Origin of the sequence: Nocardiopsis rhodophaea, from assembly GCF_039530945.1 — a bacterium.
GTDB classification, from domain to species: Bacteria; Actinomycetota; Actinomycetes; order Streptosporangiales; family Streptosporangiaceae; genus Nocardiopsis_C; species Nocardiopsis_C rhodophaea.
Genome location: NZ_BAAAPC010000007.1, coordinates 130,963 through 152,472, shown reverse-complemented (window position 1 = coordinate 152,472; position 21,510 = coordinate 130,963). Strand labels below are relative to the sequence as shown.

Here is a 21,510-nt window from a genome sequence, read left to right as displayed (position 1 = left end):
GGGGTTCGCCGGATGGGGATTGAAGAGAAGCTGCCGAGCGGCGTCATGCTGACAACGGTCGAGCAGATCGCCGGGCTGGTCCGCAAGACCTCGATGTGGCCCGCGACGTTCGGTCTGGCCTGCTGCGCTATCGAGATGATGTCCGTGGGCGGACCGCACTACGACCTCGCCAGGTTCGGCATGGAGAAGTTCGGGGCGACCCCGCGCCAGGCCGACCTGATGATCGTGGCGGGGCGGGTGAGCCAGAAGATGGCCCCGGTCCTGCGGCAGATCTACGACCAGATGCCCGAACCCAAGTGGGTCATCGCCATGGGCGTCTGCGCATCCAGCGGCGGCATGTTCAACAACTACGCGGTGGTGCAGGGTGTCGACCACGTCGTCCCGGTCGACATCTACCTGCCCGGCTGCCCGCCGCGCCCGGAGATGCTGCTCGACGCCGTGCTCAAGCTGCACGACAAGGTGCAGAACACCAAGCTCGGCGCACAGCGGCGCAAGGAGATCGACGAAGAGGAGGAGCGCCGCATGCGCCGCTCCCTCCCGCTGATCGACCGACCCGAGCAGGTGGCGCGATGACAGCCAACGGAGCCGACGGACACAACGGCGCGCCCGAGCCGGGGAGCGAGCAGGAGAACCTGCCCGCCAAGGCGGGGGAGGAGCGCCTTGCATCGCCCATCGCCCGCAGGGGCATGTTCGGCACCCACACCACCGGCGACACGTCCGGGTACGGCGGCCTGCTGGTCCGGCGCCCGGCCATCCCCGACGCCGAACGCCCTTACACCGACCCGGAGGACCCGCGGACCGCCGCCTTCGACACGGTCGCCGACGCGCTGGAGCGCACGCTAGACGACGCCCCGGTCTCCTATGCCGAGGCCGTAGAGCGGGTCGCCGTCGACCGCGGCGAGATCACCTTCCAGGTGCGCCGCGACGCGCTCCCCGAGGTCATGCGGCGGCTGCGCGACGATCCCCAGCTCCGCTTCGAGCTGTGCCTGGGTGTCACCGGCGTGCACTTCCCCGAGGACACCGGTCGCGAGCTGCACGCCGTCTACCATCTGCGCTCGATCACGCACAACACCGAGATCAGGGTCGAGACCACCTGTCCCGACGCCGATCCGCACATCCCCTCGATCGTGTCCATCTACCCGACCAACGACTGGCACGAGCGCGAGGCCTGGGACTTCTTCGGCATCGTCTTCGACGGCCATCCCGCCCTGACCCGCATCCAGATGCCCGACGACTGGCACGGCCACCCGCAGCGCAAGGATTACCCGCTCGGCGGGATTCCGGTCGAGTACCGCGGCGCCACGATCCCCCCGCCCGAGCAGCGGAGGTCCTACTCATGAGCACCAACATCACCGAGGACTACATCGATGCCACCGGCGGCGACTGGGACGAGGTCGTCGAGCGCGCCCAGTCCAGCGGCGCCGAGCGGCTCGTCGTCAACATGGGCCCGCAGCACCCGTCCACCCACGGCGTGCTGCGCCTCATCCTCACCCTGGACGGTGAGACGGTGACCGAGGCCCGCGTCGGCATCGGCTACCTGCACACCGGCATCGAGAAGAACACCGAGTACCGGACGTGGACGCAGGGCACCACGTTCGTGACCCGGATGGACTACCTCATGCCGCTGTTCAACGAGGCGGCGTACTGCCTGGCCGTGGAGAAGCTGCTGGGCATCACCGACCGCATCCCCGAGCGCGCCAACGTCATCCGGGTGCTGATGATGGAGCTCAACCGGATGTCGTCGCACTTCGTGGCGATGGCGACGTTCGGGATGGAGATCGGCGCCACCACGATCATGACCAACGGCTTCCGCGAGCGGGAGATGGTGCTCGACATCTTCGAGCTCATCACGGGGCTTCGGATGAACCACGCCTACATCCGCCCCGGCGGGGTGGCCCAGGATCTGCCGCCCGGCGCGATCGACAAGATCAGAGAACTGCTCGCCGAGATGCCCAAGCGCGTCAAGATCCTGCGCAAGCTGCTCGACGCCAACCCCCTCTACCTGGCGCGGACCCGGGACGTCGCCTACCTGGACATGGCCGGCTGCCTGGCGTTGGGCGCCACGGGCCCGCTGCTGCGCGCCTCCGGTCTGGCCTGGGACCTGCGCAAGGCCAAGCCCTACTGCGGATACGAGAACTACGAGTTCGACGTCCCCGTCTCCGACGGGTGCGACGTCTACGCCCGCTACCGGGTCCGCGTCGCCGAGCTGGAGCAGAGTCTGCGGATCATCGAGCAGTGCCTCGACCGGCTCGAACCCGGGCCGGTGATGATCGACGACGCCAAGATCGGCTGGCCCGCGCAGCTCACCCTCGGGGCCGACGGCCTGGGCAACTCGCCCGACCACATCGCCCACATGATGGGCAACTCCATGGAGGCTCTGATCCACCACTTCAAGCTCGTCACCGAGGGCTTCCGCGTCCCGGCCGGGCAGGTCTACGCGGCCGTGGAGAGCGCCAGGGGCGAACTCGGCTGCCACGCGGTCAGCGACGGCGGCACCCGCCCCTACCGCGTGCACCTCCGCGACCCCTCCTTCACCCACCTGCAGGCGGTCGCGGCCATGTGCGAGGGCGGAACGGTGGCCGACGTCATCGCGTCGGTGGCCAGCATTGACCCAGTGATGGGAGGGGTGGACAGGTGACCACGACGAGTAGGGGATTCACCGACGAGGTACGGGCCCGGCTGGAGGTCGAGGCCAAGGAGATCATCGCGAAGTACCCCCGGGAGCGCTCCGCGCTGCTGCCGCTGCTGCACCTCGTGCAGGCGGAGGAGGGCTACGTGAGTTCCGCGGGCATCGCCTTCTGCGCCGACCAGCTCAGCCTGACCAAGGCCGAGGTCACCGCGGTGGTCACCTTCTACACGATGTACCGGCGACGGCCCGGCGGCGACTACAACGTCGGGGTCTGCACCAACACGCTGTGCGCGGTCATGGGCGGTGACGAGATCTACGACGCGCTCAAGGAGCACCTGGGGGTCGGCCACGGCGAGACCACCGAAGACGGCAAGGTCACGCTGGAGCATGTCGAGTGCAACGCCGCCTGCGACTTCGCCCCGGTCGTGATGGTCAACTGGGAGTTCTTCGACAACCAGACCCCCGAATCGGCCCAGCGGCTCGTCGACGATCTGCGGCTGGGCAACGACGTGGCCCCCACGCGCGGCCCCGACCGGCTGTGCACCTGGAAGCAGGCGTCGCGCGTGCTGGCCGGGTTCCCCGACGGGCACGCGGACGAAGGCACCCAGGCCGGTGAGCCCTCGCTGCGGGGCCTGCGCCTGGCCCGTGAACGCGGCTGGACCGCGCCCGACCCCGGCGCCCTTCCGCCACGACCGGCCGACGACGCAGGCAAGGGGGAAGCCAAGTGACGCCGCTGACACCCGTCCTCTCCCGCGACTGGGACCGGACCGACCTCTACACCCTCGACGGCTACCGTGCCACCGGAGGCTACGAGGCGCTGCGCACCGCGCTGAGCAGGGAGCCCGACACCCTCGTGGAGATGGTGAAGGCGTCGGGCCTGCGCGGGCGCGGCGGCGCGGGGTTCCCCACCGGGATGAAGTGGGGGTTCCTCCCCAAGGACAACCCCAAGCCGCGCTACCTCGTGGTCAACGCCGACGAGTCCGAGCCGGGCACCTGCAAGGACGTCCCCCTCATGCTCGCCAACCCGCACGTGCTGCTGGAAGGCGTCGCGATCTCCTCCTACGCGATCAGGAGCAACCTGGCCTTCATCTACGTCCGCGGCGAGGTCCTGCACGTCATCCGGCGGCTGCGCCAGGCCGTGGCCGACGCCTACGCGGCCGGGCTGCTCGGGAAGAACATCCTCGGCAGCGGCTTCGACCTCGACGTGGTCGTGCACGCCGGTGCCGGCGCCTACATCTGCGGCGAGGAGACGGCGCTGCTCGACTCGCTGGAGGGGTACCGCGGCCAACCCCGCCTCAAGCCCCCGTTCCCCGCGGTCGCCGGACTCTACGCCTCGCCCACCGTGGTGAACAACGTCGAGTCCATCGCCAGCGTGCCCAGCATCGTGGCCAACGGCGTCGAGTGGTTCACCGCCATGGGCACCGAGAAGTCCGCCGGGTTCGGCCTGTTCTCCCTGTCCGGCCACGTCACCCGGCCCGGCCAGTACGAGGCCCCGCTCGGTATCACCCTGCGCGAACTGCTGGACATGGCGGGCGGGGTGCGCGCCGGGCACGAGCTGAAGTTCTGGACACCCGGCGGCTCCTCGACGCCCATCTTCACCGCCGAGCACCTCGACACCCCGCTCGACTTCGAGTCGGTCGGCGCAGCCGGGTCGATGCTGGGCACCCGCGCCCTGCAGATCTTCGACGAGACGACGTGCGTGGTCCGCGCCGCCGGACGCTGGATTGCTTTCTACGCCCACGAGTCGTGCGGCAAGTGCACCCCCTGCCGCGAAGGCAACTTCTGGATGGAGCAGGTGCTCGACCGCCTGGAGCGCGGAGACGGGACCGAAGAGGACCTGGACAATCTCCTGGACATCTGCGACAACCTGCTCGGCCGCTCCTTCTGCGCCCTGGGCGACGGCGCCGCCAGCCCGGTGATGTCGTCGATCAAGTACTTCCGCCAGGAATATATCGACCATGTCGAGCAGGGTGGGTGTCCGTTCGACCACGCGCGTTCGACGGTGTGGGGAGGTGTGCGATGAGGGCCGGCTACGCCTGCCGCGGCGGGGGGTCCGGGGGGTCGGTCCCCCGTCCGGGAAAGCACTGCATCGACCATGTTGAGCAGGGTGGGTGTCCGTTCGACCACGCGCGTTCGACGGTGTGGGGAGGTGCGTGATGAGGACTGACCACGCCGGCCGCGCCGGGGGGTCCGGGGGGTCGCTCCCCTGCCCGGGGAAGCACTGCATCGACCACGTTGAGCAGGGTGGGTGTCCGTTCGACCACGCCCGTTCGACGGTGTGGGGAGGAGCCCGATGACCGTCACGACCAACACGACATCGGGTGGCACACCCGCGGTGCCGCCCGAGGACCTCGTCACCGTCACCATCGACGGGTTCCAGATCAAGGTGCCCAAGGGCACGCTGGTCATCCGCGCCGCCGAACTGCTGGGAATCCAGATCCCCCGCTTCTGCGACCACCCGCTGCTCGAACCCGCCGGGGCCTGCCGCCAGTGCCTCGTCGAGATCCCCGACGCGGGCAACGGGCGCGGCATGCCCAAACCGCAGGCCTCCTGCACCATCACCGTCATGGACGGGATGGTCGTCCAGACCCACCTCACCTCCGCGGTGGCGGAGAAGGCCCAGCGCGGGATCATGGAGTTCCTCCTGATCAACCACCCGCTGGACTGCCCCGTCTGCGACAAGGGCGGCGAGTGCCCGCTGCAGAACCAGGCGATGAGCTCCGGGCAGGGAGAGACGCGGTTCCTCGACACCAAGCGGACCTTCCCCAAGCCCATCCCGCTGTCCAGCCAGATCCTGCTTGACCGCGAGCGCTGCATCCAGTGCGCCCGGTGCACCCGCTTCTCTGCCGAGATCGCCGGAGACCCCTTCATCGAGCTGCTGGAGCGCGGCGCCCAGGAACAGGTCGGTATCGCCGAGGGTGAGCCCTTCGAGTCCTACTTCTCCGGCAACACCGTGCAGATCTGTCCGGTGGGCGCGCTCACCGGCGCCTCCTATCGCTTCCGCTCCCGCCCCTTCGACCTGGTCAGTACCCCCAGTGTGTGCGAGCACTGCGCCTCGGGGTGCGCCCAGCGCACCGACCACCGCCGCGGCAAAGTCACCCGCCGCCTGGCCGGGGACGACCCGCAGGTCAACGAGGAGTGGAACTGCGACAAGGGCCGGTGGGCGTTCACGTACGCCACCCAGCCCGACCGGCTCAAGCGTCCCCTCGTCCGCGACGAGGAGACCCGCGCTCTGGAGGTCGCCTCCTGGCCCGAGGCGGTGTCCATGGCGGCGCGCGGCCTGGAGCGGGCGCGCGCCACCGGGCGGGCGGCCGTCCTCACCGGGGGACGTCTCACCCTGGAGGACGCCTACGCGTACGCCAAGTTCGCCCGGGTCGCGCTGCACACCAACGACATCGACATGCGGGCGCGCGTCGAATCAGAGGAGGAGGCCGATTTCCTCGCCGCCCGCGTCGCCGGCACCGGCATCCAAGTGAGCTACACGGACCTGGAAGCCGCCCCCGCCGTCCTCCTCGCCGGGTTCGAGCCCGAGGACGAGTCGCCCATCGTCTTCCTGCGGCTGCGCAAGGCCGCCCGGAAGAAGGGCACGCGCGTCTACGCGATCGCCTCGCACGCCCACCGGGGCCTGGAGAAAATGAACGGCACCCTCCTCCCGGCGGTGCCCGGAGAGGAGGCGGGGGTCCTCGACGGACTCGCCAGTGACCAGCCCGAGGTCATCGAGGCGCTGTGCGCCGAGGGCGCGGTCATCCTCGTCGGCGAACGCCTCGCCGAGACGCCCGGCGCCCTGTCGGCCGCGACGCGGCTGGCCGACCGCACCGGCGCGCGGCTCGCCTGGGTCCCGCGGCGGGCCGGGGAGCGCGGCGCCATCGAGGCGGGCGCGCTGCCCAATCTGCTGCCCGGCGGCCGCCCCGTCGCCGACGCCGGAGCCCGCTCCGAAACCGCTCGTGCCTGGGCGACCGGAGCGCTGCCCGAGCGCGAGGGGCGCGACACCACCGCCATCCTGCGCGCGGCCGCGGCCGGTGAAATCGACGCGCTGGTCATCGCCGGTGTCGACCTGGACGACCTGCCCGACCCGGCCCTCGCCCGCGCGGCCCTGGCCAAGGTGCCCTTCCTGGTCAGCCTGGAGCTGCGGGCGAGCTCGGTCACCGACCGCTCCGACGTGGTGCTGCCGGTGGCGGCCGTGGCGGAGAAGGCCGGAACTTTCGTCGACTGGGAGGGCCGCGAGCGCCCCTTCGGTGACGCGCTGAAGATCCCCGGCGGCCTGTCCGACCTGCGGGTGCTCGCCGCGATCGCCGACGAGATGGACGTCCACCTCGGGCTGCCCTCCGCCGAGGCCGCCTACAACGAGCTGGCCCGGCTGGGTGCCTGGAGTGGAGAACGGGTCCCCGACCCGCTCACCCCCGCCGCGGCCCGCCCCGCCCCCGGACCCGGGCAGGCGCTGCTGTCCACCTGGCGGCAGCTGCTCGGCGGCGGCCGCATGGAGGACGGCGAGCCCTACCTCGCCGGAACCGCCCGGCCCGCCCTGGCCCGGCTCTCGGCCGCCACGGCCGCCGAGATCGGGCTGCCCGACGGCGGCCTGCTGCGGGTCACCGGCGAGGGCGGCTCGGTCAGCCTCCCGGCGGTCATCACCGAGATGCCCGACCGGGTGGTGTGGCTGCCCGCCAACGGCGAGGGCACCGACCTCCGGCGCGCCCTCGGTGTCGGCGCGGGCGCGCTGGTGGAGCTGGAGGCCGACAAGAGGGCCCATGAGGCCGACCCGACGAATGCTGGGAGCGAGAAGTGATGCCCATCTCCCCGGGAGACGCGGGCGCCGGACTGGTCCTGGCCGCCGAGCCCGGGCTCGACGCGTTCGGCGGTGACCCCTGGTGGATCATCCTGATCAAGGCGCTCGCGATCTTCGTCTTCCTCATGCTGTGCGTGCTGATGATGATCATGGCCGACCGCAAGGTCATGGGTCGGATGCAGCAGCGCCACGGCCCCAACCGGTTCGGCCCCTGGGGGCTGCTGCAGTCCCTGGCCGACGGCGTCAAGCTGTCGCTGAAGGAGGACCTGATCCCGCGCGGCGTGGACCGGGCGGTCTACATCGCCGCGCCGATGATCGCCGCCGTCCCCGCGTTCATCGCCTTCTCGGTGGTCCCGGTCGGCCCCGAGGTCACCATGTTCGGCGTCCAAACGCAGTTGCAGCTCACCGACCTGCCGATCGCGGCGCTGGTGGTGCTGGCGACCGCGGCGGTCGGGGTCTACGGCATCGTGCTGGGCGGCTGGGCCTCCCAGTCGCCCTACGCCCTACTCGGCGGGTTGCGTGCGTCAGCCCAGGTCATCAGCTACGAGATCGCGATGTCCCTGTCGTTCGTGGCGGTGTTCATGTACGCGGGGACCCTCACCACCTCCGGCATCGTCGACGCCCAGCGCCCGGTGTGGTTCGCGGTCATCCTGCTCCCGTCGTTCCTCGTCTACCTGGTCACCATGGTCGGCGAGACCAACCGGCTGCCCTTCGACCTCGCCGAGGGCGAGGGTGAGCTGGTCGGCGGATTCATGACCGAGTACTCCTCGATGAAGTTCACCATGTTCTTCCTGGCCGAGTACGTGAACATGGTGACCGTCGGCGCCATCTCGGTGACCTTCTTCCTCGGCGGCTACCTCGCCCCCTGGCCCATCACCGCGTTCTGGGCCGGGGCCAACGAGGCCTGGTGGCCCGCGCTGTGGTGGCTGCTCAAGTTCATGGCCGTCATGTTCTTCTTCATCTGGATCCGCGGCACCCTGCCCCGGATCCGCTACGACCAGCTCATGCAGCTCGGCTGGAAGGTCCTCATCCCGGTGCAGCTGGTCTGGATCACGGCGCTCGCAGTCGTCCGCGTCATGGCCAACGAGGGCGCCCCGGTCTGGGCCACCGGCGGCGTTGGCGTCGTCTTCGCCGCGTTGTTCGTCGCCGGTGTCTACGCCATGTTCCGCTCGGCGAAGCAGCGGCGCGCCGCGGAGGCGGCCGAACACTACGAGGAGCTCCGGCGGATGCGCGCGGACGCCGCCTACGGCGGATTCCCCGTCCCCCCGCCGAACCTGCCGCACTACGGCAGCAGCGTGCGCGCGGAGGAGCCGCGCCCCACCCCGACCGCACCGAACCGATCCGAGAAGCGTGAGGAGGTTACCGGTGCTTGATTTCCTCAACCCAATGAAGGGGTTCGGCGTCACCTTCCACACCATGTTCACGAAGGTGCCGACCATTGAGTATCCGGAGGTGAAGCGCCCGACAGCGCCCCGCTTCCACGGGCGGCACCAGTTGAACCGCTGGCCCGACGGGCTAGAGAAGTGCATCGGGTGCGAGCTGTGCGCCTGGGCCTGTCCAGCGGACGCCATCTACGTGGAGGGCGGCGACAACACCGAGGACGCCCGGTTCTCGCCCGGCGAGCGGTACGGCCGCGTCTACCAGATCAACTACCTGCGGTGCATCCTGTGCGGGCTGTGCGTCGAGGCGTGCCCCACCCGGGCGCTGACCATGACCAACGAATACGAGCTCGCCGACGACAACCGCGAGAGCCTCATCTGGACCAAGGAGCAGCTGCTCGCGCCGCTGCGTGAGGGAATGGAGGCGCCGCCGCACCCGATGCGGATCGGTGAGACCCAGGAGGACTACTACCGGTCCGTCAACGGCGCCTCCCAGGACATCGAGAACGACGGCGAGGCGGTCCGGTGACACCGATGTCCGCGACCCCCGCGACCCCCGTCGACGCGTACGCGCTGGCCGCCCCCATCTCGGCCGGTGAGGGCATGGTCTTCTGGACGCTGGGTGCCGTCGTGGTGCTCGGCGCGCTCGGCGTGGTGTTCAGCCGCAAGGCCGTGCACTCCGCGGTGATGATGGCCGTCGTCATGCTGGGGCTGGCCGTCTTCTACGGCATCAACCAGGCGCCGTTCCTGATGGTGGTGCAGATCGTCGTCTACACCGGCGCCGTGCTGATGCTGTTCCTGTTCGTGCTGATGCTCGTGGGCGTCAGTTCGGCCGACTCCCTCGTCGAGACGATCCGCGGGCAGCGGCTCCTGGCCGCGCTGGTCGCCCTCGGCTTCCTGGGCGCGCTGTCCCTGGGGCTCACCCGCATCGTCGTCGGCGACCCCGTGGGCATGGACGAAGGGGTGGCCGCGGCGGGCGGCAGTGTCCCGTGGATCGCCGGAGAGGTCGTCTACCGCTACGTCATCGCGTTCGAGGCCACCGGCGCGCTGCTCATCACCTCGGTGCTCGGCGCCCTGGTGCTGGCGCACGTCACCCGGCTGAAGAAGCGCCGCACGCAGCGGGAGATGTCCCGGGAACGGATCCGGGGCGACCACCCCACGCCGCTGCCCGGCCCCGGCACGTACGCCCGGCACAACGCGATCGACATGCCGGCGCTGCTCCCCGACGGGTCGGTCTCCCAGCTCTCGCTCAACCCCGTACTCCTCGCGCGCGACCCCGATCTGCAGTCGGGGGTCCCCCGCGAGGTGCGGCTGGGGATCGAGCCCGAACCGGGTGGGGCATCGGCCTCGACGTGGTCCAAGGAGGCCCACGAGGCCGACGAGTCGGCCAACGAGACCGGGGCCCCCACCGAGAGCGGCCGTGACGACGCGCGCGACAACGACGGGCAGGGGGTGAACCACTGATGGACCCGATGAACTACATCGCGCTCGCGGCGGTCGTCTTCACTATCGGCGCTGTCGGGGTGCTGGTGCGGCGCAACGCGATCATCGTCTTCATGTGCGTCGAGCTCATGCTCAACGCCTGCAACCTGGCGCTGGTCGCGTTCGCGCGGCTGCACGGCGACATCGGGGGCCAGGTCATCGCGTTCTTCGTGATGGTCGTGGCCGCGGCCGAGGTCGTCGTTGGGCTGGCCATCATCATGCAGATCTTCAGGACCCGCAGGTCGGCATCGGTCGATGACGCCAACCTGCTCAAGAACTAGAAGGCGACGTGGCTGTGTCCGACCTCTTCCTCGCCGCCGAACCGGTGGTCACAACGGACGCCAGCGGGACGATCATGTCCAACGCCTGGCTGCTCATCGCCCTGCCCCTGCTGGGAGCGGCCATCCTGCTCCTGGGCGGCCGGCGCACTAACGGCTGGGGCCACTGGCTCGCCGTCGCGCTGCCCCTCGCGGCCTTCGTGTGGGCCGTGCTCGCACTCGTCGAGATCCTGGGGATGGCGCCCTATGAACGCAGCGTCTCCGTCCCGGTGTACACATGGTTCGAAGCGGGGCGGTTCAGCGCGGACGCGACCCTGCTGGTCGACCCGCTGTCGATCAGCTTCGCCCTCCTCGTCACCGGCGTCGGCTCCCTCATCCACATCTACTCCGTGGGCTACATGGCCCACGACGACAACCGGCGGCTCTTCTTCGCCTACCTCAACCTGTTCGTCGCGGCCATGCTGGTGCTGGTCCTCGCCGACAACTACGCGCTGCTGTTCCTCGGCTGGGAGGGCGTGGGCCTCGCCTCCTACCTGCTCATCGGATTCTGGCAGCACAAGCCGGCGGCGGCCGTGGCCGCCAAGAAGGCTTTCCTGGTCAACCGTGTCGGCGACCTGGGGCTGCTCATCGCGGTCATGCTGATGTTCAGCACCTTCGGGACGGTCGCGTTCGGCGACGTGCTCGGCACCGTGGACGGCGCCGGGCAGGGCGTGCTGACCGCCACCGGACTGCTCCTGCTTCTGGCCGCGTGCGGCAAGTCGGCCCAGCTGCCGCTGCAGTCGTGGCTCCTGGACGCCATGGAGGGCCCGACCCCCGTCTCCGCGCTCATCCACGCCGCGACCATGGTGACCGCCGGGGTCTACCTCATCGTGCGGTCCGGCCCGATCTTCGAGGCCGCGCCGACCGCGCAGCTGGCCGTCACCATCGTCGGCGCCGCCACGCTGCTCGCCGGTGCCGTCATCGGGTCCGCCAAGGACGACATCAAGAAGGCGCTGGCCGGGTCCACGATGAGCCAGATCGGCTACATGACGCTGGCCGCGGGGCTGGGCCCGATCGGCTACGCCGCGGCGATCGCCCACCTTATGACGCACGGCTTCTTCAAGGCCGGGCTGTTCCTCGGGGCCGGGTCGGTCATGCACGGCATGAACGACGAGGTCGACATGCGGCGCTACGGCGGGCTGCGCACCGCCATGCCGGTCACCTTCGCCACGTTCGGCCTCGGCTACCTCGCCATCATCGGGGTCCCGCTGCTGTCGGGGTGGTGGACCAAGGAGGGCATCATCCAGGCCGCCTTCTCCTTCCCCGGCGTCGCCGGGCAGCTGCTGGGCACGGCGACCCTGCTCGGCGCGGGGCTGACCGCCTTCTACATGTCGCGGATCATGTTCATGACCTTCCTCGGGGAGAAGCGCTGGGCCGACGACGCGCATCCGCACGAGTCGCCCACCACCATGACCGGGCCGATGATCGTGCTGGCCGCCGGGTCGGTGGGCCTGGGCGCGCTGCTGGTCTTCGGCAACACCTTCGCCGAATTCCTCGCCCCGACCGTGGGCGCCGAGGTCCACCACTTCGACTTCGCCCACATGCTCGTCAACCCCTACTCGCTGATCGCACTGGCCGTACTGGTCGCCGGTGTCGCGGTGGCCTGGTGGCGCTACGTCAAGGCTCCGGTCCCGGTCGCCGCCCCGCGCGGCAACGTCGTGGTCGTCGCCGCGCGCAACGAGCTCTACGGCAACGCCATCAACGAGGGGCTGTTCATGCGGCCCGGGCGGATGCTGGCCGCAGGTATGGACATCTTCGACAGGGCGGTGGTCGACGGCCTGGTCAACGGCGTCGGAACGAGCGTGCGCGACACCTCGCGGGAGTTGCGCACCACACAGACCGGGTTCGCCCGCACCTACGCGCTGACGATGCTCTTCGGAGCCGCGATCGTCGTCGCAACGCTGGCTGTGAGGATCTAAATGACCGATATCCCCTGGCTGACCCTGGCCATCGCGCTGCCCGCCCTGGGCGGCCTGGCCATCGCGCTGCTACCGCGCGAGTGCGTCGAGACCGCCAAGCGGGTGGCGCTGGGCGTCACGCTCGCCACGCTGCTGCTTGTCGTCGCGATGGCCTTCCGGTTCGACGTGGCGAGCACGCAGCGCCTGCAGTTCACCGAGGTCCACGCGTGGATCCCGCAGTTCGGGGTCAACTACGCGGTGGGCGTCGACGGTATCGCGCTGGTGCTCATCCTGATGTCGGTCCTGCTGGTGCCCCTGGTGGTGCTGGCGGCCTGGACGGAAACCGCCGACACCGCCGCCGACGGGGGCAAGGGCTACTTCGCGCTGATCCTGCTCCTGGAAGCGATGATGATCGGGGTCTTCGCCGCCACCGACGTCTTCCTCTTCTACGTCTTCTTCGAGGCCATGCTCATCCCGGTCTACTTCATGATCGGGCGCTACGGCCGCGGCGAGGACCGACGCCGCGCGGCGATCAAGTTCCTGCTCTACAGCCTCCTGGGCGGGCTGCTGATGCTCGTGGCGGTGATCGGCGTCGCCGTCTACGGCGGCACCTTCCTGTGGAGCGACCTCGTCGGGCCGGACGGCGGGCTGGCCGCTGTCGACACCACCGTGGCCCGCTGGCTGTTCCTCGGCTTCTTCGTCGCCTTCGCGATCAAGGCACCGATGTGGCCATTGCACACCTGGCTGCCGTCCGCGGCGGGGGCCTCCCGGCCGGGCACCGCGGTGCTGCTGGTCGGCGTGCTCGACAAGGTCGGCACCTACGGCATGCTGCGCTACTGCCTGGAGCTGTTCCCCGGCGCGGCGGCGTGGTTCGTCTGGCCGGTCGTGGCGCTCAGCCTGGTCAGCATCGTCTACGGCGCGATCCTCGCGGTGGCGCAGAGCGACATGATGCGGCTGATCGCCTACACCTCGATCTCCCACTTCGGGTTCATCACGCTGGGCATCTTCGCGATGACCACGCAGGGGCAGTCCGGCGCGGCGCTGTACATGATCAACCACGGCTTCGCGACCGGCGCGCTGTTCCTCGTCGTCGGGTTCCTCATCGCGCGGCGGGGCTCCTCGGCCATCGCCGACTACCAGGGGGTCCGCACCACCGCCCCGCTGCTGGCCGGAACGTTTTTGGTCGCGGGCCTGGCCGGGCTTTCGCTTCCGGGGCTGGCCCCATTCGTCAGCGAGTTCCTCGTGTTCATCGGCGCGTTCATGTTCCACCCCGTTCCGGCAATTATCGCCACCGCCGGGACGGTACTGGCCGCCCTCTACATCCTGTGGATGTACCAGCGGACCATGACCGGCCCGCTACCCGCGTCGCTCGGGCGCCTTCCCGACCTGTCCCACCGCGAGATGTGGGCGGTCGGGCCGCTCATCGCGCTCATCGTGCTCTTCGGCCTCTACCCGCGGCCGCTGCTGGACGCCATCAACCCCGCCGTGGAGCAGACCATGCAACAGATCGACGCCACTGACCCCGCGCCGGCGATCGACGCCGTCGGCGAGGCGGCCGGTGTCCAGGAAGGAGCCGACGAGTGATCGCCCCGATGGTCTCGGTGCCCGCTGCGGTCCTCGCCGCACCGGTCATCACCGATGAGGCGCCGAAAATCGACTACTGGCAGCTCTCCCCGATGCTGGTGATCTTCGCGGCGGGGGTGATCGGCGTGCTGGTGGAGGCGCTCGCCCCCAAGGAGCGGCGCCGACCGATCCAGCTCAGCCTGACCATGGCCTCGGTCCTGGGCGCGTTCGTCCTGGCCGTGCTGCTGATCGGTCAGATCCCCGCGGGTGAGGCCGGGACGACGGTGGCGCTGGGCAGCGTGGCCGTCGACCGCGTCTCGCTGTTCCTGCAGGGCACCATTCTGGTGCTCGCCTTCATCAGCCTGCTGCTCATCGCCGAGAACCGGCACTCGGAGGCGGCGTTCGCCGCGCAGGCGGCGGCGGTCCCCGGCAGCGAGGAGGAGCGCGGGCACATCCTCGCCGGGTCGCGGCACACCGAGGTCTACCCCCTGGTGCTGTTCGCCCTGCTGGGCATGTTGCTGTTCACCGCCGCCAACGACTTCCTCACCCTGTTCGTGGCACTGGAGGTGATGAGCCTCCCGCTGTACCTGATGTGCGGGCTGGCGCGTACGCGCCGGTTGTTCTCCCAAGAGGCGGCGGTCAAGTACTTCCTGCTCGGCGCGTATTCCTCGGCGTTCTTCCTGTTCGGCATCGCGCTGGTGTACGGGTACGCCGGGGCGGTGAACTTCGCCGAGGTGCACGCGGCGATCGAAGCCGGCGGCGCCGACGTGTTCGCCGACCCGAAGGCCGCGCAGCCGTTGCTGCTGCTGGGCATCGCGCTGATCGGGGTGGGGCTGTTCTTCAAGGTCGGCGCGGTCCCGTTCCACAACTGGAAGCCCGACGTCTACCAGGGCGCCCCGACCCCCATCACCGCGCTGATGGCCTCGTGCACCCTGGTCGCGGCGTTCGGCGCGCTGCTGCGCGTGTTCCTCGTGGCCTTCGGCGCCTCGGTGGAGCAGTGGCGTCCGATGCTGTGGGTCGTGGCGATCCTCACGATGGTGCTCGCCGCCGTCATCGCGGTCACGCAGCGGGACATCAAGCGGCTGCTGGCCTACTCCTCGGTGGTGCACGCGGGGTTCGTGCTGACGGCCGTCGTGGCGGCCAGCGACGAGGGGACGGCCGGAGCGATGTTCTACCTCGCCGCCTACGGGTTCACCACCATCGGCGCCTTCGCCGTCGTGACCCTGGTGCGCACGCACGAGAACGGCCCCGAAGCCGGAGAGCTGACGCAGTGGGCCGGACTCGGCCGCACCGCGCCGCTGCTGGCGGGGTCGCTCGCGCTGTTCCTGCTCGCCTTCGCTGGTATCCCGCTGACCAGCGGGTTCATCGGGAAGTTCGCGGTCTTCCAGGCGGCGATGGCGGGCGGAGCCACCCCCCTGGTGGTCATCGGTGTGCTCAGCAGCGCCGTGACCGCGTTCTTCTACGTCCGCATCATCGTGCTGATGTTCTTCGCCGAACCGGCCACCGAGGGTCCGACGGTGATCCGGGCCGGGGCGTTCACCGGTGCGGCCATCACCATCGGCGTCGCGGCCACCTTCCTGCTCGGCGTCTTTCCGACGCCGCTGCTCAACCACCTCTACCCGAAGGAGGGCGCTGACACCGGCACAGCGGTGCAGACCATGGCGCAGGCCAGTGGGTTCACTCGGTAGCCATGGGCACTCGGTGGGTGGCTTTGGCTGTGCAACCCCCGTCGGATAACTTGGCTATCCGGTTTATGTTCATCCCGAGAGCGCGCGATACGTCCGTTTGGGTATCGCGCGCCCGTTGACATGTGGAGCTTTCTGGTGAGCGGTGCTGTCCCGAGCGGTTTCCTCGCTCTGCCGTCAATCGACGCGACCCTCGCCCGGGAGGTCCAGGAAGGTCTGGAACAGGTCGAGGAGGTCCTGCGGGAGGCGGTCGTGGCCAGCGACCCGATGCTGTACGAGGCCGCGGCGCACCTCCTGGCGGCGGGCGGCAAGCGGTTCCGCGCGACCCTGGTCCTGCTCGCGGCCCGCTTCGGCGATCCGACCTCGTCCGACCTGGTCAAGGCCGCCGCCGTGATCGAGCTCACCCATGTCGCCACGTTGTACCACGACGACGTGATGGACGAAGCCGAGCTGCGCCGCGGCGAACCCAGCGCCAATCAGCGCTGGGGCAACACGATCGCCATCCTGACGGGCGACTACGTGTTCGCGCAAGCTTCGCTGATGCTCGCCGATCTGGGCACGGACGCCGTGCGGATGCAGGCGCAGACCTTTGCTCGACTCGTGCAGGGACAGGTCCTGGAGACGTCGGGGCCACGCGAAGGCACCGACCCCATGGATCACTACCTGCAGGTCATCGCCGACAAAACAGCCTCGCTGATCGCTTCCTCAGCGGAGATGGGCGCGATGTTCGGCAAGGCCGACCCCAAGGTCCAGGAGACGATCGCCCGCGCGTGCGAGGCGCTGGGGGTGGCGTTCCAGCTCTCCGACGACATCCTCGACGTCGCCAGCGAGACCTCGGAGTCCGGCAAGGTTCCCGGAACCGACCTGCGCGAAGGCGTGCTGACCCTGCCGATGTTCCACGTCCGGCGCAGCGCCGACCCGGCCGACGCGCGCCTGCGCGATCTGCTCGGGCGCCCGCTGGACGACGCCGAGACGGAGGAGGCGCTGAGCCTGCTGCGTGCCCACCCGGCCATGGACGCCGCCCGCTCTGACCTCGTGTCGTGGGCGGACAAGGCGCGTGCCGAGCTCGCCACGCTGCCCACGGGGCCGCCGCGCGAGGCGTTCGAGGCGCTGTGCGACTACGTGGTGGAGCGCACCGGCTGACCAGCGGCCCCGGTGCCCCTGAGCGAGAACGGCCCGTGCTCCCGTGAGGGGGACGGGCCGTTTCTGCTGTGTGATCGCTGCCCGTTCGCCGTCTTCCCGCAGATCAGGGCGGTTAACGCGATGTCCTGAAATTGGTATCGGCGAGGTAAGGGCCGCATGGCGGGGCACGGGGTGGGGCATGCGAAGACTGCACACTGGTGATCCCGCGATGGCGCTGTGAGCTGCGCGGACGCGGACGCCGCGTGGGGGTGTTCGGAGCACGCGATACGGAGGGGGCGAACCGCCGTGGCAGCACAGCTGGGAATTCGGAACCTCATCGGGCACCGGTTGCTGGACCGAGACGGTAACAGCGTTGGCAAGATCGGCCAGGTGTTCTTCGACGACCAGACCGATCTGCCGAAGTGGGTGACGGTCCGTTCCGGGCTGTTCGGTACACGGGAGAACTTCGTCCCGCTGCGGGGGGCGCAGGTGGTCGACGATGACCTTCAGGTGCCCTACATGAAGGCCATGATCAAGGAGGCCCCCAGCTTCCGGGTCGACCAGCACATCTCCATGCAGCAGGAAGACATCGTCTACCGCCACTACGGCCTCGACCCCGAAGTGCCCGACCCGCGGGAGCCCGAACCGGTCTGGAGACCGAAGGGCAAACACGCCCGCCGCACCGACGCGGAGCCGAACCCCGGTTACGGCGGCGGGGAGGCGGCACACGGCGGCTACCAGGAGAGGGCGCGTGGCGCGGAGTCCGCCGGGGACGGGCGGGAAGCGGCGCACGGCGGCTACCAGGAGAGGCCGCGCGGCGCGGAGCCCCCGTGGAGCGGCGGGGAGGCGGCATGCCGCGGCTACGCCGAGCCGTCCCGGACTGTGCAGCCCCAGCGCCGCGGCTACCAACAGACACCCAACGTCAGGAAGGTGTCCTACCCCGGCTACAACCCCGGGCCGCACGGCGGGGATGTCGCGTAACGCGGCTTACGACGACGCGGGGCCGCCCGCAGTCTCCGGGGCGGCGGAGCTGATCCGCGCGTGTTCGACGCCGCTTCCACCGTGACCGGCGCCGCTGCCGGCGCGGTCGTCCAGCGGGTACGGGTCGGCAGCCGGTGAGCCGCTGGGGGTCGATCCCGCGACAGCCGCGCCCGTCGGCCGGGAAGCGTTGGCGCGCAGCATGTCGACGGTGAACACCACCAGCGCGGCCCACACGACGCCGAACCCGATCCAGCGGCTGAGCGGGAGCTCCTCGTCGAAGACGAGCCAGGCGAAGAGGAACTGCATGACCGGCACCATGAACTGGAGAAGGCCGATGGTGCTGAGCGGGATCCGCCGCGCGGCCGCGCCGAAACAGAGCAGGGGCAGGGCGGTGACGGTGCCGGCGCCGATAAGCAGAAGGGTGTGCGCGGCGGACACCCCCGTGAACGTCCCCGTCCCCGCCTGCCCCAGGAAGAGCAGGTAGGCGAGGGCGGGCAGGAACATCAGCAGTGTCTCGACGGCCAGGCTGTCGAGGCCGTCGAGACGCACGAGCTTCTTCAGCACGCCGTAGGTGGCGAAGGAGAACGCGACGGAGAGCGACATCCACGGGACCCCACCGTAGGCGTAGGTCAGGACGGCCACCGCGAGCACGCCCAGCGCCACGGCGGCCCACTGGGCGCGGCGCAACCGCTCGGAGAAAATGATCACCCCGAACACGATGCTGACCAGCGGGTTGATGAAGTAGCCGAGGGCGGCCTGCGAGGTCTGGCCCGAATTCACGGTGTAGATGAAGACGCCCCAGTTGACCGAGATGACGACCGCGGCCCCGGTAAGAACGAGGAGCTTGCGGGGGTCACGGAGCGCGCCGAGCAGCCCGTCCCAGCGGCCGCGGAAGGCGAGGATGACGGCTACGGTGAGCAGCGCCCAGACCATCCGGTGGGCGAGGATCTCCACAGGACCGGCGGCGTCAAGCAGCGGCCAGTAGAGAGTGGAAACGCCCCACATGAGATAGGCGCTGGCTCCGAGGAGCACGCCGTGATGGGAATTTGAGTCTGACACGCGTTTCAGATTATTGGAATGGTCATCGGATGAATAGTTAATTCTTCTTACACGATCCTTGAAGCGACCAGAAATCCGCGCCATCGGCCCCGTGCCCGAGATCCACCCTGGGAGCACATGCGCCCCGGCCCGCCCAGCGCCTCACCGGCGAACCGGACACAACAGCTAGGCTGGACCCATGTTCGGGCAGAAAACCACCATGGTCGACCGGGCCCGGGCACTGCCCGGCCGCGACGCACCGACCCCCACGCTGCCACCCCACGAGGTCCTCGGCACGCCGCTGACCCCGCCCTACCCGGAGGGCAGCGCGATCGCCGACTTCGGTATGGGCTGCTTCTGGGGTGCCGAGCGCACCTTCTGGCAACTCGGCGCCGAGAACGGCATCATCACCACGGCCGTCGGCTACGCGGGGGGCTATACACCCCACCCCACCTACGACGAGGTCTGCAGCGGCCGCACCGGCCACACCGAAGCCGTCCGTGTGGTCTTCGACCCGGAGAAGATCTCCTACACGGACCTCCTCAAGGTGTTCTGGGAGAACCACGACCCCACCCAGGGCATGCGCCAGGGCAACGACGTGGGCACCCAGTACCGCTCGGCGATCCTCTACCACGACGACTCGCAGAAAGCAGCCGCCGAATCCACCCGCGACGCCTTCCAGCCGATCCTCACCCAGGCGGGTTACGGCGAGATCACCACCGACATCCTTCCGGCGGGTGAGTTCTATTTCGCTGAGGCATACCACCAGCAGTACCTGAGCGACACCAAGAACCCCCACGGATATTGCGGCGTGGGCGGCACAGGAGCGTCGTGCCCTGTGGGTGTGGCCAGAAGCGGGGAGTGAGTCTCTCCAGCGGAGAAGGCCTCATCGGGGCGGCTCGCGGCGCGAGCCGCCCCCGCTCGTTGTTATGCGCCCGGGATCATTCGCCGCCGAGGCGCTCCCGCCATTCATCTCCCTCGGCGGTGAGCCAATGGGGGACCAGCTTGATCGGGAACGGGGTATCGGTCTCGAAGACCTCTTCCCCGTAAATCTGAGCGATCTCCGTGTACGCGCCGTTCTCCAGACGGAGTTCCACCAGGCCGGTCTTCTCCGGGGCAGGATTGATAATCCAGTACGACTCGATGCCGAACTCGGCATACTCCCGCCGCTTGGTGTGATTGTCGCGCAGCACGCTCTCCGGTGAGACGATCTCGACTGCTAGCAGCGGCGGACGGGTGAGATAGGGGTTCTCGAACTCCTCGGACCGGATGACCGCGATATCAGGGATGCGATGGTGGGTCCGGTCGGCGTTGAAGTTGATTCCCGGGCCGCTCATCACGATGAATCCCTTTGGTGCAGCGAAAGTTAAGTGCGCGGACAACCGTGTGTCAACGAGAGTGTGATCGAAGATCGGCACGGGGGACACGTCAAGCCTCCCGTCGACCAGCTCGTGGCGGCGTCCGTCGTCGGGCATGCGCGCGAGGTCGTCGATGGTGAGCGGTCGCGTGGGCGGTTCCGTCTTCCCGATGCTCATGACAGCCATGATGCCTCCTTGGATGCATGAGGACCAGTATTCGGATCCGTGTTCGGTTACGGGCGAGTACGTCGAGATTCACGTCGTCCCGTCACCGAGCCGCCACGGCATAGCAGCGCGGAGAACGGTAACCGGCCGCCGAATTGCCGTACCTCCGAAATACGGTCCTTGGCCTGGCCGGAGTACCAACCGGATGACGTCGGCGCATTCGTGCGCGACATCGAATATAGGAATGTGAAAAGCCGTGCGCCACGCTCTCGCGTGGCCCACGGCTAGCCTTGGCCCGTCGAACAACTGATTTCCCGCCTTCCCTCTTCCGCGGCCGCGGTCCTCATGCTTCGTGGCACGCGGACCGGGACACGAGGGACACGGGGAAGGGCCGCGGATAGGGACACCGGGCGGGGCCTGGGCAGTTCCGCTGAGCAGGTGCTGACTACCAGCCCTGCTGCTGCCCGTAGCCCGGGTACTGCTGGCCATAGCCGGGCTGCTGGCCGTACCCCGGGTACTGCTGTTGGTCGTAGCCGTAGCCCTGCTGGTGCTCGTAGCCCGGGTAGTGCTGGTAGCCCGGATGCGCGTAGCCCTGGTGCGGGTGGGCGCCCGTGTGCTGCTGGTAACCGGTGTAGGCATCCTGCTGCTGGGCGCCGGTCGGGTGCTGGCGGTAGGCCTGCTGAGCGCCCGTGCCCTGCTGGGACGCGGTGCCGTTCGCGGTCTGTTCAGCGCCCTGCTGCGGGTCGAGACGGAAGATGAACAGCCGCATGGACTTGCCCTCGGTGTCCTCGGTGGGCGTGACCATGTCCAGCCGCCACCCGGCCTCCTCGATTCCCTCAAGGATGCGGGTGAGTCCCGGCCGCACCTTGCTGGAGCCGTCGTCGTAGCCGTTCACGTCCAGCTGGATGATGAACATCCGGCGCTTCTGCTGTGCCGCGACCTTGGCATGCTCGACGACGGTGCTGTCCCTCACGACCTGCGTGACGCTCATGTGTGAAAACCGTACCTATCTGCTCGCTGGGGCGCGGGCCCTCCCCGCGAGCGCGGGGAGCGCCGCCGAACGTCCGGGTCCGCCGCGGAGAACCGCCGCTACGGGGGACCATCGCCGGG

19 protein-coding genes are annotated in these 21,510 nt (G+C 69.5%); 16 read left to right on the top strand and 3 right to left on the bottom strand.

Annotated elements, in window-relative coordinates; translation table 11 throughout:
* The first annotated feature begins 12 nt into the window (after nt 1-12).
* From ABD259_RS09950 to ABD259_RS09880, 15 genes are all read left to right on the top strand, one after another.
* Nucleotides 13-573, top strand: a complete 561-nt coding sequence (locus ABD259_RS09950) for a NuoB/complex I 20 kDa subunit family protein (protein ID WP_344100544.1) — start codon at nt 13-15, stop codon at nt 571-573.
* A complete protein-coding gene (locus tag ABD259_RS09945; protein ID WP_344100543.1) occupies nt 570-1,340 on the top strand; it encodes an NADH-quinone oxidoreductase subunit C in 771 nt (256 codons plus the stop codon). The genes ABD259_RS09950 and ABD259_RS09945 overlap by 4 nt, the downstream gene beginning before the upstream one ends.
* Complete coding sequence (locus ABD259_RS09940; RefSeq protein WP_344100541.1) at nt 1,337-2,638, top strand: NADH-quinone oxidoreductase subunit D; 1,302 nt, start codon at nt 1,337-1,339, stop codon at nt 2,636-2,638. The genes ABD259_RS09945 and ABD259_RS09940 overlap by 4 nt, the downstream gene beginning before the upstream one ends.
* Entirely contained in the window at nt 2,635-3,357 is a 723-nt protein-coding gene (gene nuoE / locus ABD259_RS09935) for an NADH-quinone oxidoreductase subunit NuoE (protein WP_344100539.1), read from the top strand. The genes ABD259_RS09940 and nuoE overlap by 4 nt, the downstream gene beginning before the upstream one ends.
* Nucleotides 3,354-4,652, top strand: a complete 1,299-nt coding sequence (nuoF, locus tag ABD259_RS09930; RefSeq protein ID WP_344161609.1) for an NADH-quinone oxidoreductase subunit NuoF — start codon at nt 3,354-3,356, stop codon at nt 4,650-4,652. Before nuoE ends, nuoF begins: the two co-directional genes overlap by 4 nt.
* 270 nt (nt 4,653-4,922) lie before the next feature.
* On the top strand, nt 4,923-7,412 hold the full coding sequence (locus tag ABD259_RS09925) for an NADH-quinone oxidoreductase subunit G (protein WP_344161607.1): 2,490 nt from the start codon (nt 4,923-4,925) through the stop codon (nt 7,410-7,412).
* A complete protein-coding gene (nuoH, locus tag ABD259_RS09920) occupies nt 7,412-8,785 on the top strand; it encodes an NADH-quinone oxidoreductase subunit NuoH (RefSeq protein ID WP_344100533.1) in 1,374 nt (457 codons plus the stop codon). The genes ABD259_RS09925 and nuoH overlap by 1 nt, the downstream gene beginning before the upstream one ends.
* Nucleotides 8,778-9,320, top strand: coding sequence for an NADH-quinone oxidoreductase subunit NuoI (gene nuoI, locus ABD259_RS09915; RefSeq protein WP_344100531.1), 543 nt, complete (start codon nt 8,778-8,780; stop codon nt 9,318-9,320). The genes nuoH and nuoI overlap by 8 nt, the downstream gene beginning before the upstream one ends.
* 5 nt (nt 9,321-9,325) lie before the next feature.
* Nucleotides 9,326-10,255, top strand: a complete 930-nt coding sequence (locus tag ABD259_RS09910) for an NADH-quinone oxidoreductase subunit J (RefSeq protein WP_344100529.1) — start codon at nt 9,326-9,328, stop codon at nt 10,253-10,255.
* The gene (gene nuoK, locus ABD259_RS09905) at nt 10,255-10,554 is read left to right on the top strand and encodes an NADH-quinone oxidoreductase subunit NuoK (protein ID WP_344100527.1); all 300 of its coding nucleotides are present in this window, start codon (nt 10,255-10,257) and stop codon (nt 10,552-10,554) included. The genes ABD259_RS09910 and nuoK overlap by 1 nt, the downstream gene beginning before the upstream one ends.
* A gap of 74 nt (nt 10,555-10,628) precedes the next feature.
* Nucleotides 10,629-12,509, top strand: a complete 1,881-nt coding sequence (nuoL, locus tag ABD259_RS09900; RefSeq protein ID WP_344161800.1) for an NADH-quinone oxidoreductase subunit L — start codon at nt 10,629-10,631, stop codon at nt 12,507-12,509.
* A complete protein-coding gene (locus ABD259_RS09895) occupies nt 12,510-14,072 on the top strand; it encodes an NADH-quinone oxidoreductase subunit M (protein WP_344161605.1) in 1,563 nt (520 codons plus the stop codon).
* A gap of 8 nt (nt 14,073-14,080) precedes the next feature.
* Nucleotides 14,081-15,739, top strand: coding sequence for an NADH-quinone oxidoreductase subunit NuoN (gene nuoN, locus ABD259_RS09890; RefSeq protein ID WP_344161797.1), 1,659 nt, complete (start codon nt 14,081-14,083; stop codon nt 15,737-15,739).
* 135 nt (nt 15,740-15,874) lie between these two features.
* Nucleotides 15,875-16,879 carry a polyprenyl synthetase family protein gene (locus tag ABD259_RS09885; protein ID WP_344161602.1) on the top strand — a complete coding sequence of 335 codons (1,005 nt, stop codon included), beginning with the start codon at nt 15,875-15,877 and terminating at the stop codon, nt 16,877-16,879.
* Nucleotides 16,880-17,164: 285 nt separating this feature from the next.
* Nucleotides 17,165-17,839 (top strand): PRC-barrel domain-containing protein, encoded by a 675-nt coding sequence (locus tag ABD259_RS09880; RefSeq protein WP_344161599.1) that lies wholly within the window; start codon nt 17,165-17,167, stop codon nt 17,837-17,839.
* A 6-nt stretch (nt 17,840-17,845) separates the two neighbouring features.
* Here the strand turns inward: ABD259_RS09880 and rarD are convergent, their stop codons facing one another.
* Nucleotides 17,846-18,844 carry an EamA family transporter RarD gene (gene rarD / locus ABD259_RS09875; RefSeq protein WP_412759350.1) on the bottom strand — a complete coding sequence of 333 codons (999 nt, stop codon included), beginning with the start codon at nt 18,842-18,844 and terminating at the stop codon, nt 17,846-17,848.
* A 232-nt stretch (nt 18,845-19,076) separates the two neighbouring features.
* Here rarD and msrA point away from each other — a divergent pair, with 232 nt between their 5' ends.
* On the top strand, nt 19,077-19,742 hold the full coding sequence (gene msrA / locus ABD259_RS09870) for a peptide-methionine (S)-S-oxide reductase MsrA (protein ID WP_344100516.1): 666 nt from the start codon (nt 19,077-19,079) through the stop codon (nt 19,740-19,742).
* Nucleotides 19,743-19,818: 76 nt separating this feature from the next.
* Here msrA and ABD259_RS09865 read toward each other — a convergent pair whose 3' ends face one another.
* Both ABD259_RS09865 and ABD259_RS09860 read right to left on the bottom strand, forming a co-directional pair.
* Entirely contained in the window at nt 19,819-20,421 is a 603-nt protein-coding gene (locus ABD259_RS09865) for a Uma2 family endonuclease (RefSeq protein ID WP_344100514.1), read from the bottom strand.
* 424 nt (nt 20,422-20,845) lie between these two features.
* Nucleotides 20,846-21,391, bottom strand: a complete 546-nt coding sequence (locus tag ABD259_RS09860; protein WP_344100513.1) for a hypothetical protein — start codon at nt 21,389-21,391, stop codon at nt 20,846-20,848.
* Nucleotides 21,392-21,510 lie beyond the last annotated feature (119 nt).

What these genes read in the sequence shown, in the direction of transcription:
- ABD259_RS09950 (WP_344100544.1), top strand. Translation starts at nt 13, where the DNA reads ATGGGGATTGAAGAGAAGCTGCCGAGCGGCGTCATGCTGACAACGGTC.
- ABD259_RS09945 (WP_344100543.1), top strand. Translation starts at nt 570, where the DNA reads ATGACAGCCAACGGAGCCGACGGACACAACGGCGCGCCCGAGCCGGGG.
- ABD259_RS09940 (WP_344100541.1), top strand. Translation starts at nt 1,337, where the DNA reads ATGAGCACCAACATCACCGAGGACTACATCGATGCCACCGGCGGCGAC.
- ABD259_RS09925 (WP_344161607.1), top strand. Translation starts at nt 4,923, where the DNA reads ATGACCGTCACGACCAACACGACATCGGGTGGCACACCCGCGGTGCCG.
- nuoH (WP_344100533.1), top strand. Translation starts at nt 7,412, where the DNA reads ATGCCCATCTCCCCGGGAGACGCGGGCGCCGGACTGGTCCTGGCCGCC.
- ABD259_RS09910 (WP_344100529.1), top strand. Translation starts at nt 9,326, where the DNA reads ATGTCCGCGACCCCCGCGACCCCCGTCGACGCGTACGCGCTGGCCGCC.
- nuoK (WP_344100527.1), top strand. Translation starts at nt 10,255, where the DNA reads ATGGACCCGATGAACTACATCGCGCTCGCGGCGGTCGTCTTCACTATC.
- nuoL (WP_344161800.1), top strand. Translation starts at nt 10,629, where the DNA reads ATGTCCAACGCCTGGCTGCTCATCGCCCTGCCCCTGCTGGGAGCGGCC.
- ABD259_RS09895 (WP_344161605.1), top strand. Translation starts at nt 12,510, where the DNA reads ATGACCGATATCCCCTGGCTGACCCTGGCCATCGCGCTGCCCGCCCTG.
- nuoN (WP_344161797.1), top strand. Translation starts at nt 14,081, where the DNA reads ATGGTCTCGGTGCCCGCTGCGGTCCTCGCCGCACCGGTCATCACCGAT.
- rarD (WP_412759350.1), bottom strand. Translation starts at nt 18,844, where the DNA reads ATGTGGGGCGTTTCCACTCTCTACTGGCCGCTGCTTGACGCCGCCGGT.
- msrA (WP_344100516.1), top strand. Translation starts at nt 19,077, where the DNA reads ATGTTCGGGCAGAAAACCACCATGGTCGACCGGGCCCGGGCACTGCCC.
- ABD259_RS09865 (WP_344100514.1), bottom strand. Translation starts at nt 20,421, where the DNA reads ATGGCTGTCATGAGCATCGGGAAGACGGAACCGCCCACGCGACCGCTC.
- ABD259_RS09860 (WP_344100513.1), bottom strand. Translation starts at nt 21,391, where the DNA reads ATGAGCGTCACGCAGGTCGTGAGGGACAGCACCGTCGTCGAGCATGCC.